This window comes from Acinetobacter sp. 40AMC3-4, from assembly GCF_049898185.1.
Classification (GTDB): Bacteria; Pseudomonadota; Gammaproteobacteria; order Pseudomonadales; family Moraxellaceae; genus Acinetobacter.
This window is the reverse complement of sequence record NZ_JAFCXG010000005.1, coordinates 237586-254264: the sequence shown is the minus strand read 5'-3', so window position 1 is coordinate 254264 and position 16679 is coordinate 237586. Positions and strand designations below refer to the sequence as shown.

The window sequence follows — 16679 nt, the reverse complement described above, 5'->3', positions numbered from 1 at the left end:
CGACCTCGATATGTTAGAAGAATTACAGCGTCTACAAGTGCAGATCGGCGTGTTAAAAACGCGACTTGCACGGCTTGAAAGTGAAAATTCCAGTTTGCGCGAAGAGCAAGACTCTTCAATGATGCAACATCAACAGCAAATTGAACAAAAGAACAGCGTGATTGCGCAAAAACAACAAGAAAATGAAAATCTGACAGAACAATTGACGGATTCTCGTGCCCAATTTCAACTGCTCAATAATGATGCAACTGCACTGGCAGACCGTTATGGCCGTCTGGAAAAAAGCTGTACCGATCTAAAAAACCGTTTTCAGGAAATTCTGGCTGAACGCAATGAGCTGCGTGTGGTTAAGGAAAAGATGATCCTTGAACAGCGTCATGCCCAACAGGAAATTCAGCGTCTGACTCAGGAATCTGAACGTTTAACCCAGAAAAATGAAAATGCCAAAGCCAAGGTTGAAGCGATTATTCAACGTCTGGCGATTCTCGGTACTGCGCAGGATCATCACGCACAGGAAATTCAACAACTGGCCCATCCGACTGAAGCGACTGAGGAAGCCTCACCATGAGTGAACAAATTGCAATTGATCTCAGAGTATTGGGGCATAGTTTCCGTCTGGCCTCTACTCCTGACAAGCAGGAAGAATTAGAACGCGCAGCACAGTTATTAAATGACAAATACGATGAATTTCGTCGTAAAGCACCACGTATGGAACCTAGCAAGCTGATTATTATGGTGGCACTTGAGCTGATGCAGGAGGTTTTGAATATGAATAGATCACTGCAACAATATGCGCATTGCGAGCGTTTGTTACAAACTATTTTAGAAGAAGTTGAAGAACTGACTGAATAATCTCGAATTCTGTTTAAACTTCGGACATTCGACCGAACTGTTTACAGTTCATGAACAGCATAGAGTTGCCACACCGGGATTATTGTTTATAATTAACTTAACTCTGAGGTGTTCGCCAGCGGGTCTATTCCCCTGCCGATACTAACACTTATGGGTGTGTTCTGTATATTTAGAGTGTATGCCCATCTCCGTATGGGAAACCCAGCAAGTATACGTCGCATCCTCCTTGAACTCATCGGGTTCAGGGTAACGACACATGCAGCGGCATCTTCGGAGTACTTCAATTTCTTTTTCAAAATATAATTATAATTTTTCCTGAATTTCCTCTTATTTTAATTTTATAGTCTTTCTCTCGAACATTCTTCCAGATTCATTTTATTGATGTAATAATCATCTTGCATGAAAATGAACTCTTTTAAATTAAAAAAAGAAATCTAAATTGCTTTAAGTTAAATAAAGATGAAAAAGTTTTTGGTAACTCACTCCCCTATTTTTTAGGCAATTTTATCTCGATATAAAACATGCATCGCCCAGATTGCAGCAGGAATCCAGCCTAAAATCGAAATCTGAAGCATTAAGCATACTGTCGCTTCGACTGGTCGATGAAGGGTCATAAATAATGACCAAGGGAAAATAAATGCAACAATTGATTTCATTTTTAAAACCCTCTTTTGCCATGTTTTAAATTTTTATATCCAGTTTTTATGGGCACTTAAAACTGGTACTAAGATTTAGATATTTTTAATGGGATCAGCAGAATCTCTGTACATGCTGTAATCCCGCGTAAAAATATCCTGAAAGCCTAATTCAGCCAGCTTAAATGAAGCTTAAAAATTATTTTAAATCCGCTAACCTTTGCATATTTTCAATCAAAATATTGACGTTTGAATGAAACAGTCTTTGCTTTAACTTTTATTTTCCATAGATTCAGATCTGAATAAAATCTTGAATCCCTAGACCTTTATTTACTTACTGCAGCTAGTGTACTCAAGGGTGATACTCGCCAAATCACATCACCGACATCATCAGCAACCAAAATGGCACCTGAAGAATCTACCGCCACACCGACCGGTCGCCCATATGCATCGCCCTGATCACTTAAAAATCCAGTCAAGACATCTTGAGGTGGGCCCATCGGTTGCCCATTCTGAAAGGGAACAAAAATCACTTTATAGCCACTATGCGGTTTGCGGTTCCATGAACCATGCTGGCCAATCAGCGCACCGTTTCGATATTGAGGCATCAGGTCTGCCCTATAGAAGGCCAAGCCCAATGAAGCTGTATGATTGCCCAATGCATAATCCGGTGGAATTGCTTGCGCAACTAAGGCAGGTTTTTGCGGTTTGACCCGTGTATCTACATGTTGGCCATAATAACTATAGGGCCAGCCATAAAAAGCACCTTCTTTGACAGAGGTCAAATAATCAGGAACCAGATCATTACCGAGCTCATCACGTTCATTCACCACTGTCCAAAGTGTGCCGCTCTTAGGTTGCCAATCCATGCCATTCGGATTACGCAGTCCGGTGGCAAAAGGTCGCGCTTGAGCACTGGCTATGTCAAATTCCATGATCAGTGCCCGGCCCTGCTCTTGCTCTAAGCCATTTTCAGCGACATTACTGTTGGAACCCACCGTGATATAGAGTTTGCTTCCGGCAGGATTGGCAATAACATTTTTGGTCCAGTGATGGTTTAAACGACCTGCCGGTAAATCCAGCATCTTGGTACCAGTTGCTGTAATTTGAGTCGCACCGTTCTGATAAGGAAAACGCATCAGGGCATCAGTATTCGCCACATACAACATATTACCGACTAGCGCCATGCCAAATGGAGAATTGAGATTCTGTAAAAATACGGTTTTTTGTTCAGCTACCCCATCTCCATTGCTATCGCGAAGCAGACTGATGCGGTTGGCACTGGGGTGCGATGAACCTGCACGTTGCATCACCCATTTCATGATTTTGCCTTTGATCCCTTTGCTGTCATCGGGCTTAGGCGGTGCATCGGTTTCAGCCACCAGTACATCACCATTCGGCAATACATACAGCCAGCGCGGATGCTGCAACCCTTTGGCAAATGCCTGAACTTTTAAACCTGTCGCTGTTGTCGGCATTTTACCTTCAGGCCAACCTTTAGCAGGTGCAATATTGACCGTAGGCAGCAAGCTTGATTTTGGTTTGGGCAAATGTGGCTGGGAACCATAACTGTCATTGATTGGCGACTTGGAAGGCATGGTACATCCAGTCATGGTTAAGAGAAGTGCACAGCCGGCACCTGTAAGTAAAAGTTGAATAGGCTGATGAAGCATTTTTATCTCTTGTTATTATCATCCTCAACTTACTTTAAAAAACAATTTGAGATGCCACTAGCGGGTTCTTGTTTTTTCTGGTTATGAATTGGTTATCAATTTTAAGTCAGGTCTGATATTTTTCTTGCTATAAAATAAATTTATCCTGATTAACTTACGCAGGACTAGAGGATAACATTTCCAGTGTAATTTTTTTCACCTCATTACGGCTGTGCCGGATATGGGCATCCAATATAGAGAGACAGAACGCTGCATCTTGGGCAAGCAGCGCCTTTAAAATCTGTTGATGTTCAGCATAGGTGGCTGTAACCCGATAATCTTTGGAAAAATCCAGACGGCGTATAATGCGAATTTTTTCGCTGATCTCACTATGTATTTTTGCCATTTCTGCATTGCCGGCTGCCAATACCAAATGACAATGAAATGCTTCATCTTCTACAGATAACCGCCTGAGATCATAGATATATTGTTCTGGTTGAATACACCAGGTTTGAATCAAAACAGCCAGAGCAACCTGCAACTGGTCTTTGGGCATCTGACAAAGTTGTTCGACTGCATAACCTTCCAATAAAATCCGCAGATCATACAGTTCTTCATAAACTTTAAAGTCTAGTGACCGAACCTTCCAGCCACTTCTAAACTGCACCTCGACATAACCTTCCTGCTGCAAGCGATACAAAGCTTGCCGGATGGGTGTACGGCTTACGGCATAGCTTTCAGCAATTTCCGATTCGGTAAAGCGCTCTCCCGGCATCAGCTTAAAGTCAAAAATGTCATTTTTAATTTTCTGGAAAACCAGCTCAGACAGATTGTCTGAGCTTTTTCCTGTCGCTTTAGTACTTGGATTGCGAACAATAGTCATGGCTCAATCCATTACTCCATATAGACCAGTGGCTCACCACTATGCACGGTCTGACCAGAACGGCAGATAATGGCTTTGACAATGCCATCATCGTCAGCATAGACCGGCAGCTCCATTTTCATGGCCTCGATGATGGCCACCGTGTCGCCTTTTTTCACAATCTGCCCGGCTTCTACAAAAATCTTCCAGATATTGCCGGTCATAGAGGCGTTGAGAGGGACATACTGGCTGTAATCGGTATCATCCTGCAGCACTTCTATTTCTACAGGTGCATCAAACTCGTCTTTCCAGCGCTCTACCTCGGCACTAAAAGCAGCCTGCTGCTGCGCTTTAAAAGCAGCAATACTGTCCTGTTCTGCAGCAAGGAAATCCTGATATGCTGCAAAGTCAAACTCGCATTCCTCAATTTTGATTTCTGCCAGACCATGGGCGAAATCAGCACGGAACTGATCCAGTTCGGCCTCAGTGACCTCATAATATTTAATCTGGTCAAAAAAGCGTAAGAACCATTGCTGATCGCCAAACTGCTTGTTCTTTTTAAACTTATTCCAGATCGGTACGGTACGGCCAATCAACTGATAGCCACCCGGTGAGTCCATGCCATAAATACACATATACATGCCACCAATCCCGACTGTACCTTCAGCGGTAAAAGTACGGGCCGGATTATATTTGGAACTCAGTAAACGGTGGCGCGGATCAATGGGCACTGCACAAGGTGCAGTCAGATATACATCACCTAGCCCTAAAATCAGATAATTGGCATCAAAAATAATGTCTTTAACTTGCTGACGAGTGTTTAGACCATTAATTCGCTGAATAAAATCGACATTATTCGGTAGCCATGGGGCCTTGGCACAGACACTTTCCTGATAACGCTCAACCGCACCCAGAGTCGCTGAGTCCTCAAAGGCCATGGGTAAATGGATAATTCTTGAAGGTATTTTAATGTCACGTAAATCACCCATCTGTTCTTCAAGACCAAGCAGGAAGTGAATCAGTTGCTGCTGGCTCAAACGCAGACCATCATATTTAATCTGCAAGGATCGCACACCAGGTGATAATTCCAGGATACCGTCAAGATCAGCTTCACGGATCAGTTGCATCAAGCGGTGTACGCGCAGGCGTAGGGCCAAATCCAGTACGTTATCACCGTATTCCAGCAAGATATAACTGTCACCTGCCTGACGATATACAGCTTTTGGTGCATCTGGCGTAGCTTCACGCAATGCCAGGATACTTTCTGCCTGAACTGTAACGATTTCAGCCTCGCTGGTTATCTCTGCCTTGGCAAAGTTTTGGAGGGTTTGAATTTGCTGCCGCTCCAGCGCATTGGCCTGCTTTACCGAGATTGGATAGAAGCTAATCGTGTCATCGGCTTTCAGTTGACCAATTTTCCAGAGTTCAGCTTTGGCAATGGTCACCGGACAGACAAAGCCACCCAGGCTCGGACCATCTTTGGCAAGAATTACGGGGAAATCACCGGTAAAGTTAATCGCACCAATGGCATATTCACAGTCATGTACATTGGATGGATGCAGACCCGCTTCACCGCCATTTTCACGCGCCCAGCTTGGCGTCGGTCCGGTTAAACGGATACCCAATCGGTTCGAGTTAAAATGCACTTTCCAGCTTGATGCAAAAAACTCCTCAATATATTCAGCTTTAAAGAAATCAGGAGCGCCATGCGGACCATAGAGCACACCAATTTTCCATTCCTTGCCATAACTTGGAATCAGATCTGTTGCCAAAACTTCAGGTTCTGCAATCGCTAAAGGTAGACCATCGGCCGGCAGCTCAGGATTCACCATCTTAATCATGTCACCAGCCCGTAACACTCGGCCTGCATGTCCACCAAAATTACCTAAAGCAAAGGTAGAACGGCTACCCAGATATTCCGGCACATTCAGACCATTTCGTACAGCCAGGTAGGTCCGGCATCCAGATTCAACCTGTCCAATTTTTAGGGTTTGGCCTGCTTTTACCTGAATAGGCTGCCAGAAATTTACTGCTTCATCATCCAGACTTACCGGACAAGGTGCGCCAGTTAAAGCAATGATATTTTCTGCATGAAATTTGAGGATTGGACCTTGCAGGGTAAATTCAAACCCGGCGGCGGCCTCGACATTCCCAACAATTTTATTGGCCAGCCGGAAGGCATAATCATCCATTGGGCCTGAAGGCGGTACACCAATATCCCAATACCCGACACGACCCGGATAATCCTGAATCGAACTTTGTGTACCCGGCTGAATCACCTCAATCACATTCGGCACATATTTGAAATCATCCAGCATGCGTGTCCAGATCTGCATCTGTTCAAAACGTGGATCTGAAATAACAGTATGCACATAATCCAGATTGGTACTAATACCATTCAGGCGAGTTTCAGCTAAAGCTGATTTAAGCGTATGAATGGCAGTATCACGATCTTCAGCATGCACAATAATCTTGGCAATCATCGGGTCAAAGTATTGGGAAATTTCAGTTCCGGTACTCACCCAGGTATCAACCCGGACATTTTCCGGAAAAAAGACATCGGTCAAAATCCCTGGACTCGGCTGGGAATTCTTAACTGGATCTTCGGCATAGATGCGTACTTCAATCGCTGCACCTTGAGGCTGAATACTGCTTAGATGCTTCCAATCCAGAGTATCACCTGCTGCAACTTTCAACATGCATTCAATCAGGTCTAAACCGGTCACCATTTCAGTCACCGGATGCTCCACCTGCAAACGGGTATTCACTTCAAGGAAATAAAACTCGTCACGTGCTGTATCGTAAATAAACTCAACCGTACCGGCACTGCGATATTCCACCGATTTGCCCAGTTCAACTGCCGCCTGATGCAATTTTTGACGGGTTGCTTCAGGTAACTGTGCCGCTGGTGTTTCTTCCACAACCTTCTGATTACGGCGCTGCAGTGAACAGTCACGCTCGCCCAAAGCCACCACTTGCCCCTGACCATCCCCAAAAATCTGTACTTCGACATGACGGGCTTTATCGAGAAAGCATTCTAAAAATACTCCGGCATCTTTAAAGAACTGCTCGCCCAGACGTTTTACACTTTCATAAGCCTCCTGAAGTGCCTCGGCATCATCACAACGGGTCAAGCCAATTCCGCCACCGCCTGCTGTACTTTTCAGCATAATTGGATAACCAATTTTTTCAGCTTCTGCCAAAGCTTCGTCCAGACTATTTAGCAGACCTGTACCGGGAGTCATCGGTACATTGGCAGCTGCAGCAAGTTCACGGGCACGATGTTTTAAACCAAACTCTAAAATTTGCTCCGGTGTTGGCCCCATGAAAGCAATATTATTTGCTTCGCAGGCACGGGCAAAGTCAGCACTTTCTGACAGAAAACCATAACCTGGGAAAATTGCTTCGGCCCCGGTATTCTTGGCTGCGGCAATCAGCTTTTCAATACTTAAATAGGTATCACTCGGTTTGGTACCTTCTAAGGACACTGCAATATCTGCATCAATCACATGCTGTGCATAACGGTCCGTTTCTGAATAGACGGCTATACTGGTTATACCCATTTTTTTTAATGTGCGAATGGCACGAACAGCAATTTCGCCGCGATTTGCAATCAGTACAGTTTTAAACATGTGAATCCCCTTTTATTCTCTCTATTTTTTGAATCTGCTGAATGGGTCTATTTCGTTGTTTTCTGATTCAGCTGCTGTATATAAAGCCGCTATCGACTATGTTCGCTGCTCTGTGTCGTAGCCTTTGATACATACCGTCCGCAAATACAGCTTTTTTAAATGCATCGTTTTTTGCTTGAAGAGGTGCAGCATTCGTAACCGGAATCCAGACAAGTTCACCCACCTCAACATGGGTAGTGCGTTGAGCAAGATGATTCAGTTGAAGCTGTTTTGGCTGATCGGCATCGCGCCATTTTCGGACTGTCCAGCCGATCATTTTCTGATGAAGCATTCTGTATCCATTCTTGTATCCAAGTTTGAATACAGTTATGCAGAACTTATGCCAGTTTAATTTTCTATATTATTTTCAATATTTTAATAAAATTTAAGATGTATAAATTAGGGAGAATTTCGTTAGATGATTGTTTTTGGTTCAGCCTGTTTTCAATTCAGTGCAAAAATTATTCTTAAACTCATATTGCATGATCTGCATTATTTCAACTTTTGCAATACTCATATAAAAGCCCATCTGTTGATGAGCTTCTAAGTGAACTATTTTATTTGTAGCTTAGGACAGTCATAAAAATTGAGTGTATTAAATATCCGAATTGAAAGGTTGAATCAGCGTGCATTCGTCATTGCGGTGATTCATTACTTCACAGGAATCATTAAGTGCTGATAAGGCGTCCCAGACCACATGACATAGGGCACAGCGGTATCCGGTTGCGTATGTTTAGGATACATCTCATAGAAACGAGCTTCAGCACCGACGATCATGACATGGGGACCCGTTTTGACCCAATGATTGCCCGCAGTAGGCTTCTTGGCATAGGGATCGACATTACTGGCATCCGTACCACCTGCCAGCATATACATGAAGCCTACTTTTCCAACTGTGGGCGGTTTATGTCCCATCCAGGCTTCTGCCCATTCTAGAGCGGCCTGATCCATACACATTGGGTCTGGACCTGGAGTGGTCAGATTATCAGGCATACAGGTAAAACCATTATTGCCCTTGCGCAAGGTACGTATTTTGCCATCTGCACCGACAGCGACAATCGTGGCTGCAGCGGCTACTTTCTTAGGTGCAGCAGTCATGGCACTTGCAATGGCTTTCTTATCGGCAGCAGATGAAGCTGCGCCTGAGCTGGCTTTGCCCGACATGGGCGGTTCAACGGCTAAAGCGGCAGGTGCAGACAGCGCGACCCATCCCGCCATAAGCAGTAATTGAGGAAAATTCATGGCACATTCTCCTTGAATCATCATGAAGAAATTGGATTTAGGTTCAGATCAAGTTGGATTAATCTGTAATTTTTGTAACGTATCCTTATAGAGTTGAGGGATAATTTGAGTTGATCAAAAGAAAGGAGAAGATTTAACTATTGCAGTGAAATTGCGCTACACAGCGATATCAACTGCAATGAAAGACAATATCTTTGGCGCTTAACCACGAAATGCTGCTTCGATCACGGAGATGTCAATTTTCTTCATGGTCATCATCGCATTAAATGCGCGCTTGGCCGCAGCACGGTCAGGACTGTTACAGGCGTTGATGAGGACCATTGGCGTAATCTGCCAGGAAATACCCCACTTGTCTTTACACCATCCACACTCGCTTTCCTGACCGCCACTGCCAACAATGGCATTCCAGTATCGGTCTGTTTCTTCTTGGTCTTCAGTCGCCACCTGAAATGAAAATGCTTCATTGTGTTGAAAGTCAGGGCCACCATTCAGTCCAATGCAGGCAACGCCCATCACCGTAAATTCGACGGTGATAACATCGCCTTCTTTTCCGGAGGGATAATCTCCGCGTGCAAGATTGATCGCGCCAACTGAGGAGTCTGGAAAGGTTTCTGCATAAAATCGTGCTGCACCTTCGGCATCGTCATCGTACCAAAGGCAGATAGTATTCTTCGCAATATTCATCATGTTCAATCTCCATTGATTTAGGTCTTACGCGCTCTGCCTAAGTACAATGTGTCTCATATATCGGTCGAGAATAGTCATATGATCCTTGTCTATCTTTCACCAAAAAATATAATAAACCTACTTTAGAATTGTATTTTTATTGATCGAAAGCTGTTTCAAAGTGCTTAAACTGATGCGTTTCCAGAGTTTTTCACTGAACAATCGGTTGCTTGGAAAATCGTGAATCAACCAGATTGAATCTCCTTTCTCATGACAATTTAAAAACCAGTGATGCAACAGCTTTTTAGTTTTTGAACTTTGAGACTGCTGGCAAAATTAGCCGAATTTAAATAAGCAGATACGGAATAATATAAAATTGCAGCTCATAATTATTTTTTACTTTTCCAGAATTCCCACTTAGACTAGAGCACAAATTTGTTGCATATGCTTTTTGCCCTATGACCATTCAGGAATTAAGAAGATACCTTCGTAAAACGCGTCGTCATCTCTCTAAATTTGAGCAAAGGCAATCCGCACAAAAAGTTCTAAACCGTCTGATCCGCAGTCCAGAATTTATTCATGCCCAACGTATTGGCCTGTATTTGCATGCTTTTGGGGAGATTCAGACCCAGGCGATTATTGAACGCTGCTTTAAACTGGGCAAACAGGTGTATCTACCAGCGATTTGCGACATGAATCAGCAGCTGGTCTGGATCCGGATCACCCAGCACCAATACCATAACAAGCGCTTTGCCCATCATCGGCTGGGTATGCGAGAGCCCATGAGCACCCGTGGTGTACATGTTTCCAAACTGGATTTATTGCTCATGCCACTATTGGCCTGTGATACTTCGGGCACACGGATTGGTATGGGCGGCGGTTTTTATGATCGTACCTTGGCTTCTGCACCTGGGCGTCCATTCCGTCTGGGGCTGGCGCATGACTTTCAACTGCTGGCACAGCCGCTAAAACGTGAAACATGGGATCAGCCCCTTGATGCTTTAATCACCCCGACAATATTTATAAAGTTCAAACGTTAATTTTGCAATTTTATCCTTGCTAACTACTTTAAAATCACATAATTAGTCATTTTTCATACAATTTAATCTTAACTGCCCTTGTATTTTTAAAATTACCCATCACTATTAAAAGCATGGCAACACCGTTGTCACTCATTAGGAGTGCTCATGTCTGAAATTATTATGAATCAAGAAACCTTAGAGCCTCAGGTTCCAAGTGTACTACCCCTTTTGGCGCTGCGTGATGTGGTGGTTTATCCGCATATGCAAATTGCGCTGTTTGTCGGTCGTGAAAAATCGATCAATGCAGTTGATGTGGCTCGTAACAGTGACAATCTAGTATTTGTAGTTGCGCAAAAAGATTCGCTTACAGAAGAAATTGATCACGACAATTTATATCAATACGGTACTGTCGCGAAGATTGTGCAAGTTGTGAATCACGAAAATGATGAAAACTGTATTAAAGTCCTGATCGAAGGCCTGCACCGTGCCAAGCTGAAAACCATCATTGACGAAACTGAGTATCTGACAGCAGAGCATGAACTCAGCCCAATGACGGTGAGCGTCGATGCAGACACCCAAGCTGTGCGCTTGCAGGAATTGCGTGCGCTTTTCGCTCAATATGCAGAAGCGAAACTTCGTAATGCGCGTGAACTGATCACCGCAGCCAACAAAATTGAAGATCTATTACAGTTATTGTTCTTCGTCGCAACCCGTGTTCCATTGAATATTGATGTCAAACAGAAATTCCTGGAACATGACGAATTCGAAGCACATTTGACTGAATTGATGACTTATCTATTGCAACAGTCTGAAGAACAACAGATTGAGCAAACCCTGCATGATTCTGTTAAACGTCAGATGGAAAAGAACCAGCGCGAATATTTCCTGAATGAAAAAATGAAAGTCATTCAGCGCGAGCTTTCTGATATGAATGGCGGTGCGGAAGACGATGTCGCTGAAATTGAAAAACGTCTGGCTGAAGCAGATTTGCCTGAGCATGTACGTAAAAAAGCAGAAGCTGAATTCCGTAAATTAAAAGCGATGCAGCCTGCTTCAAGTGAAGCTGCTGTGGTACGTAACTATCTGGAAGTCATTCTGGATACACCTTGGAATAAAGCCAGCAAAGTCAGCATTAACCTGAACAAGGCACAGGAAATTCTGGATGCAGACCATTATGGTCTGGACGATGTCAAAGATCGCATTGTGGAATATCTGGCAGTTCAGTCACGTGTGAAAAAATTGCGTGGCCCGATTCTATGCTTGGTTGGTCCTCCAGGTGTGGGTAAAACTTCACTCGGTGAATCGATTGCCAAGGCAACTGGTCGTGAGTTCGTGCGTATGGCGCTGGGCGGCGTGCGTGACGAAGCTGAAATTCGCGGTCACCGTCGTACCTATATCGGTGCGATGCCAGGTAAAATTGTGCAGTCATTGACTAAAGTGGGCGTAAAAAACCCGTTGTTCCTGCTCGATGAAATCGACAAGATGGCGCAAGACTACCGTGGCGATCCGGCTTCTGCGATGCTTGAGGTACTTGATCCATCACAGAACAACAAGTTCAGCGATCACTATCTAGATCTTGATCTGGACCTGTCTGAAGTAATGTTTATCTGTACCGCGAACAGCATGAACATTCCTGAGGCGCTGCTGGACCGTATGGAAGTGATTCGTCTTCCGGGTTATACCGAAGAAGAGAAAGTCAATATTGCGGACCGCTACCTTGTTCCTAAAGCCATCAAGAACAATGGTCTACGTGCCAAAGAATTGACCGTGCATGAAGAAGCGATTCGTGACATCGTGCGCCGTTATACGCGTGAAGCCGGTGTACGTAACCTTGAACGTGAAGTTTCAAAAATTGCACGTAAGGTGGTGAAAGAGGCGGTTAGCAAGAAAGCCAAAAATCTTCAGGTTGAAGTGACAGCAGGAAATCTTCCAGATTACTTGGGTCCACATAAATTTGACTATGGTATGGCGGAAGAAGAAGCGCAAATCGGCCGTGTAAATGGTTTGGCTTGGACTTCGGTTGGTGGTGAATTACTGACCATTGAAGTTGCAGCAGTTCCAGGTAAAGGTAAGTTCATTACTACCGGTTCTCTTGGCGATGTCATGAAAGAATCGATTACTGCTGCAATGACTGTGGTGCGTACCCGTGCAGATGAACTCGGCATCGAAGCCTCGCGCTTTGAAGAAACCGACGTGCATGTGCATCTACCTGAGGGTGCAACACCGAAAGATGGTCCATCAGCAGGTTTGGCTTTGACTACAGCATTGGTGTCTGCTTTCACGGGTATCCCGATTCGTCCGGATATCGCGATGACAGGTGAAACCAGTCTGGGCGGTCGTGCGCTGCGTATCGGTGGCTTGAAAGAGAAACTTTTGGCAGCCCATCGTGGTGGCATCAAGCTGGTATTCATTCCACAGGAAAACGTACGTGACCTGGCGGAAATTCCAGAAAATGTCAAAGAAGGTCTAGAAATTAAAGCCGTAAAATCGATTGATGAGATTTTACCGCTGGCACTGACCTCTTTGCCAAAAGCCTTGGTTAAAGCACCAATTGTGAAAACCAAAGAAGAAGCGAAAGCAGCGCGTCATTAAGACTTGATGTTTCGTATAAAATACCCTGCTTCGGCAGGGTTTTTTATTGAGTTATTGAATAAAACAACTGAATTATGGCTGTAGTGCCATCGTAACCAATCCATCAATCACATGAGTCATCTTGTTCAGATCAAGCTTGTCTAAAGTATCCAATTCGGTATTGTAATAAGGATTACGATAATTCGCAGTATCGGTAATCAACATGGTCGAATAGTTGAATTTGGCATAATTCAGATAGCCAGAGAAATTCATATCCTGAGCAAAACTTGGGCTAACAAAGCGTTGACACTCCAGACGGTTAAAACGCTGCATGGCATCACAATAATCTCCAGTCAGGCCAGTTGAGGCTAAATGCCCAATCGCGGCAATAAAGTTACCATGTCGTGGATAAATCCACTTTAATCCCACCGGATAGCTCTGCACCTGATGTTCATCAAAATAACCAATCGAATCCAGAATCACCACGCCCTTAATTTTCTGCTTCTGCTTTTTTAAAGACTTGGCATGCATATAACTGCCCATATGTTCTGTCTTGAAAAAAGGCGGCTCTTCTAGCGTATAGAAAGCAAATTCGACATCATGTTGGAGCTTGGATTTTTGCAAAGCGAGTAGTCTTGCCGTTTCCAGTAAACCCGCTACCCCTGAGGCATTATTATCGGCACCTTTTTGGGTACTAAAGACATCATAATGCGCTCCCATCACCATTTTGGTCTTTGCTTGAGTATCCAAATTACAGATGACATTTCGGTAACTCAGGTTATTGACCACATAAACCTGAAACTGGCATGGAATACCAAAGCGCTGCATCTGTCCTTTAATCCAGGCAGATACCTGATTCAGCTCTTTCAGATTTTTATAATTTCGGTATTCATCGACACTCATGATCTGGCTAAAAAATAATTCCAGATGAGAAACCTGAGCATTTTTGCTCGAATTGGCTGCACAGAGACTAGACCCCATGAGGCCTATCAGTAACAGCAGCACAGTACAACATCCTTTTATCATGACACTGTTCCGCATTTATTATTATTCCATTCCTTTATCAAGCGGATACTTGAACTAAGGACATTAAAGCAACACTAAATCTCTCATTTCAATTTCAATTTGTTTCCCTGCTCAACTTCATGTTGTTTGATCGTTATAATGAGGTATCCAATTATTGATCTGTCTGTATGAAAATCCGTATCCTGACCATTGGTCAAAAAATGCCAGCGTGGGTGCTGACTGGTTTTGAAGATTATTTCAAACGTATTCAGCCTTTTGTACAGACCCAGATTATTGAACTGCCGATGGCCAAGCGCGGGAAAAATGATTCTGAAGCGGATATTCTGAAATACCGCAATATTGAGGGCGACAGCATTTTAAATGCGCTCAAGCAGAATGAAACCCTGATTGCACTAGAAGTGGGCGGACGCGAATTCAGTACCGAGAAACTGGCTGAAACCATGAAAGGCTGGATGCTGGAAGGCAATGATGTAGCACTTGCAATTGGTGGACCGGATGGTCACTCAGAAGCCGTGCGTAAAGCTGCTGCATGGCACTGGTCACTTTCCAAGTTAACTCTGCCGCATCCTCTGGTACGTGTGATGCTGATCGAGCAGCTTTATCGTGCCATGAGCATCAATAACAACCATCCTTATCACCGAGCAGGCTAATGATTTTGCTGAAGCGTTCTTTATATGCAACGTTTTGTTGAATAATCTCTTCTGCTCTTATTTCTATTTTTCATGCATTATTGAGGCATCTTCCAGATGTGGTTTGACTTATGAACTTACAAACGTTGCCCGGCTTATTTATTTCTCATGGCTCTCCTATGCTGGCGCTGAATCCTGAGCAAGTGGGTCCTGCCTTGCATCGTTTGAGCGAAAATCTGCCACGCCCGGAAGCGATTATTGTGATGTCTGCGCATTGGGAAAGTGATGCGTTGGAAGTCAGTAGCGCAATTCGCCCAGAAACTTGGCATGATTTTCGTGGTTTCCCGCCTGAACTTTATCAATTACGCTACCCTGCACCGGGAAATCCTGAATTGGCCGAGAAAGTCTTAGGCTTGCTGGCCAATGCCGGCTTTTCTGCACATGCCAACAGTACTCGTCCGCGTGATCATGGTGTATGGATGCCGCTGCTACATATGTATCCAGATGCCAACATTCCCGTGGTAGAAATTTCCTTACCCATGTCGATGAGTGCGGATGAAATTTATCAGATTGGTCAAAGCCTGGCACCTTTACGTGAACAACAAATCCTGCTGATTGGTTCGGGCAGTATTACCCATAACTTACGGGAACTGTCTTGGGATGGAACGGCTGCTGATGTACCCGAATGGGCTTCTGGCTTTCGTAATTTTGTGGTGCATAAACTGACACATAGTGATTATGACGCCGTACTGGACTGGTCCAATATTCCGCATATGGCGCGGAATCATCCAACACTAGAACATTTTGCTCCGATTTTCTTTGCGATGGGCACAGGTCAGCGTTTTAGTCTGGTACATAGCAGTTTCACCATGGGTTCACTCGGTATGGATATTTACCGCTTCGATTAATCTTGCTTCAGCGCTAAAATCTTAATGATGGATACATTTTGCAACTCAAAGCTGCGAAATGTATCCATATTTTTTTGCAATACATCCATTATTATTGTTTGAACTTTATATAATTCATTATAAGTCCATGAAATTAAAATTTATTGTGCTGGCATTATTGCCTTTAACTTTTGCAGGCTGTCAGTCCAGTGATATTCAACGAGCTGGAGATCTTGCGGTGGCCACCATCCAACAAAAAAATGCAGATCAGATTCTTCCAGCCTATTACTGGGAACTGAATCGTGGACTAGAACGACCCGTTGTACTGAATTTCAACGCTCAAGGCCGGCTGAGCGCCGTGACGGGCTGTAATGGACTCGGGACGACCTGGTCAGTCAAAAACAATATCATCACCACCAGCGAAGTTATAGGCACTGAAATGGCCTGTGATGCAGCATTGATGGAGCAGGAACGTTTTGTCAGTCAACTTTTACAGAAGCGTGACATTCCTTTTACGCTCAATACCACAGATCCTGACAAGCCGACCCTGACGTTGATGGCCGCAAATGGTCAAACCTATGAATTTATCGGGAAAATGACTCCGGAAACCAAATACCAAGGACAGGCTGAAACAATTTTTCTGGAAATTTCCCCCGATACCAAACAATGTACCGGCGTAACCCAACAAAGCTGCTTGCAAGTCAAAGAAGTGAAATATGATCAGAATGGCCTGAAAACTCAGGTCGATAAGGACTGGACTTTATTCTATGATCAGATTGAAGGTTTTCGGCATTCACCAAATGAACGGCAGATTATTCGGGTCAAACGTTTTGAAATTAAGCATCCGGCAGCTGATCAATCGAAATATGCCTATATTTTTGATATGGCGGTTGAGCGTGAATTAGTTAAGGGTGCTCTCTAAGACTAAAAATACCAGATACAAAAAAACCGAAGCAACAGCCCC

15 protein-coding genes and 1 other RNA gene are annotated in these 16679 nt (G+C 44.0%); 8 read left to right on the top strand and 8 right to left on the bottom strand.

Annotation, left to right across the window (positions count from 1 at the left end; genetic code table 11):
• Nucleotides 1–10 precede the first annotated feature (10 nt).
• The 3 genes from ACP7BU_RS08695 to ssrS all read left to right on the top strand — a co-directional run bounded on the left by ACP7BU_RS08695 (nt 11) and on the right by ssrS (nt 1133).
• Nucleotides 11–568 (top strand): hypothetical protein, encoded by a 558-nt coding sequence (locus ACP7BU_RS08695; protein WP_191111923.1) that lies wholly within the window; start codon nt 11–13, stop codon nt 566–568.
• Nucleotides 565–852, top strand: a complete 288-nt coding sequence (locus ACP7BU_RS08690) for a cell division protein ZapA (protein WP_004279505.1) — start codon at nt 565–567, stop codon at nt 850–852. The genes ACP7BU_RS08695 and ACP7BU_RS08690 overlap by 4 nt, the downstream gene beginning before the upstream one ends.
• A 97-nt stretch (nt 853–949) precedes the next feature.
• Nucleotides 950–1133, top strand: a non-coding RNA gene (ssrS, locus tag ACP7BU_RS08685) — 6S RNA.
• 213 nt (nt 1134–1346) lie between these two features.
• On the opposite strand, the gene ACP7BU_RS08680 is transcribed toward ssrS, so the two are convergent.
• From ACP7BU_RS08680 to ACP7BU_RS08650, 7 genes are all read right to left on the bottom strand, one after another.
• The gene (locus ACP7BU_RS08680; protein WP_425879765.1) at nt 1347–1508 is read right to left on the bottom strand and encodes a YqaE/Pmp3 family membrane protein; all 162 of its coding nucleotides are present in this window, start codon (nt 1506–1508) and stop codon (nt 1347–1349) included.
• A 305-nt stretch (nt 1509–1813) separates the two neighbouring features.
• On the bottom strand, nt 1814–3100 hold the full coding sequence (locus ACP7BU_RS08675) for a PQQ-dependent sugar dehydrogenase (protein WP_425879791.1): 1287 nt from the start codon (nt 3098–3100) through the stop codon (nt 1814–1816).
• A 214-nt stretch (nt 3101–3314) separates the two neighbouring features.
• On the bottom strand, nt 3315–4022 hold the full coding sequence (locus ACP7BU_RS08670; RefSeq protein ID WP_425879763.1) for a GntR family transcriptional regulator: 708 nt from the start codon (nt 4020–4022) through the stop codon (nt 3315–3317).
• Nucleotides 4023–4033: 11 nt separating this feature from the next.
• On the bottom strand, nt 4034–7633 hold the full coding sequence (gene uca, locus ACP7BU_RS08665) for an urea carboxylase (protein ID WP_425879761.1): 3600 nt from the start codon (nt 7631–7633) through the stop codon (nt 4034–4036).
• 67 nt (nt 7634–7700) lie between these two features.
• Nucleotides 7701–7964 (bottom strand): hypothetical protein, encoded by a 264-nt coding sequence (locus ACP7BU_RS08660; protein ID WP_314099721.1) that lies wholly within the window; start codon nt 7962–7964, stop codon nt 7701–7703.
• A 359-nt stretch (nt 7965–8323) separates the two neighbouring features.
• Entirely contained in the window at nt 8324–8914 is a 591-nt protein-coding gene (locus ACP7BU_RS08655) for a hypothetical protein (protein ID WP_425879759.1), read from the bottom strand.
• 201 nt (nt 8915–9115) lie between these two features.
• The gene (locus ACP7BU_RS08650) at nt 9116–9598 is read right to left on the bottom strand and encodes a VOC family protein (protein ID WP_425879789.1); all 483 of its coding nucleotides are present in this window, start codon (nt 9596–9598) and stop codon (nt 9116–9118) included.
• Between the two features lie 440 nt (nt 9599–10038).
• Between ACP7BU_RS08650 and ACP7BU_RS08645 the strand changes: the two genes are divergently transcribed.
• Nucleotides 10039–10620, top strand: a complete 582-nt coding sequence (locus ACP7BU_RS08645) for a 5-formyltetrahydrofolate cyclo-ligase (RefSeq protein ID WP_305177493.1) — start codon at nt 10039–10041, stop codon at nt 10618–10620.
• Between the two features lie 147 nt (nt 10621–10767).
• Nucleotides 10768–13194: an endopeptidase La gene (gene lon, locus ACP7BU_RS08640; protein WP_005246925.1), complete on the top strand. Its 2427-nt coding sequence runs from the start codon at nt 10768–10770 to the stop codon at nt 13192–13194.
• Between the two features lie 72 nt (nt 13195–13266).
• Here lon and ACP7BU_RS08635 read toward each other — a convergent pair whose 3' ends face one another.
• Complete coding sequence (locus ACP7BU_RS08635) at nt 13267–14199, bottom strand: M28 family peptidase (RefSeq protein ID WP_425879757.1); 933 nt, start codon at nt 14197–14199, stop codon at nt 13267–13269.
• Between the two features lie 167 nt (nt 14200–14366).
• On the opposite strand from ACP7BU_RS08635, the gene rlmH reads away from it, so the two are divergent.
• The 3 genes from rlmH (at nt 14367) to ACP7BU_RS08620 (ending at nt 16637) form a co-directional block, all read left to right on the top strand.
• Nucleotides 14367–14849: a 23S rRNA (pseudouridine(1915)-N(3))-methyltransferase RlmH gene (gene rlmH, locus ACP7BU_RS08630; protein WP_004646335.1), complete on the top strand. Its 483-nt coding sequence runs from the start codon at nt 14367–14369 to the stop codon at nt 14847–14849.
• Between the two features lie 110 nt (nt 14850–14959).
• Nucleotides 14960–15736 (top strand): DODA-type extradiol aromatic ring-opening family dioxygenase, encoded by a 777-nt coding sequence (locus ACP7BU_RS08625; protein WP_180037738.1) that lies wholly within the window; start codon nt 14960–14962, stop codon nt 15734–15736.
• A 127-nt stretch (nt 15737–15863) separates the two neighbouring features.
• Nucleotides 15864–16637: an META and DUF4377 domain-containing protein gene (locus ACP7BU_RS08620; RefSeq protein WP_253143903.1), complete on the top strand. Its 774-nt coding sequence runs from the start codon at nt 15864–15866 to the stop codon at nt 16635–16637.
• Nucleotides 16638–16679 lie beyond the last annotated feature (42 nt).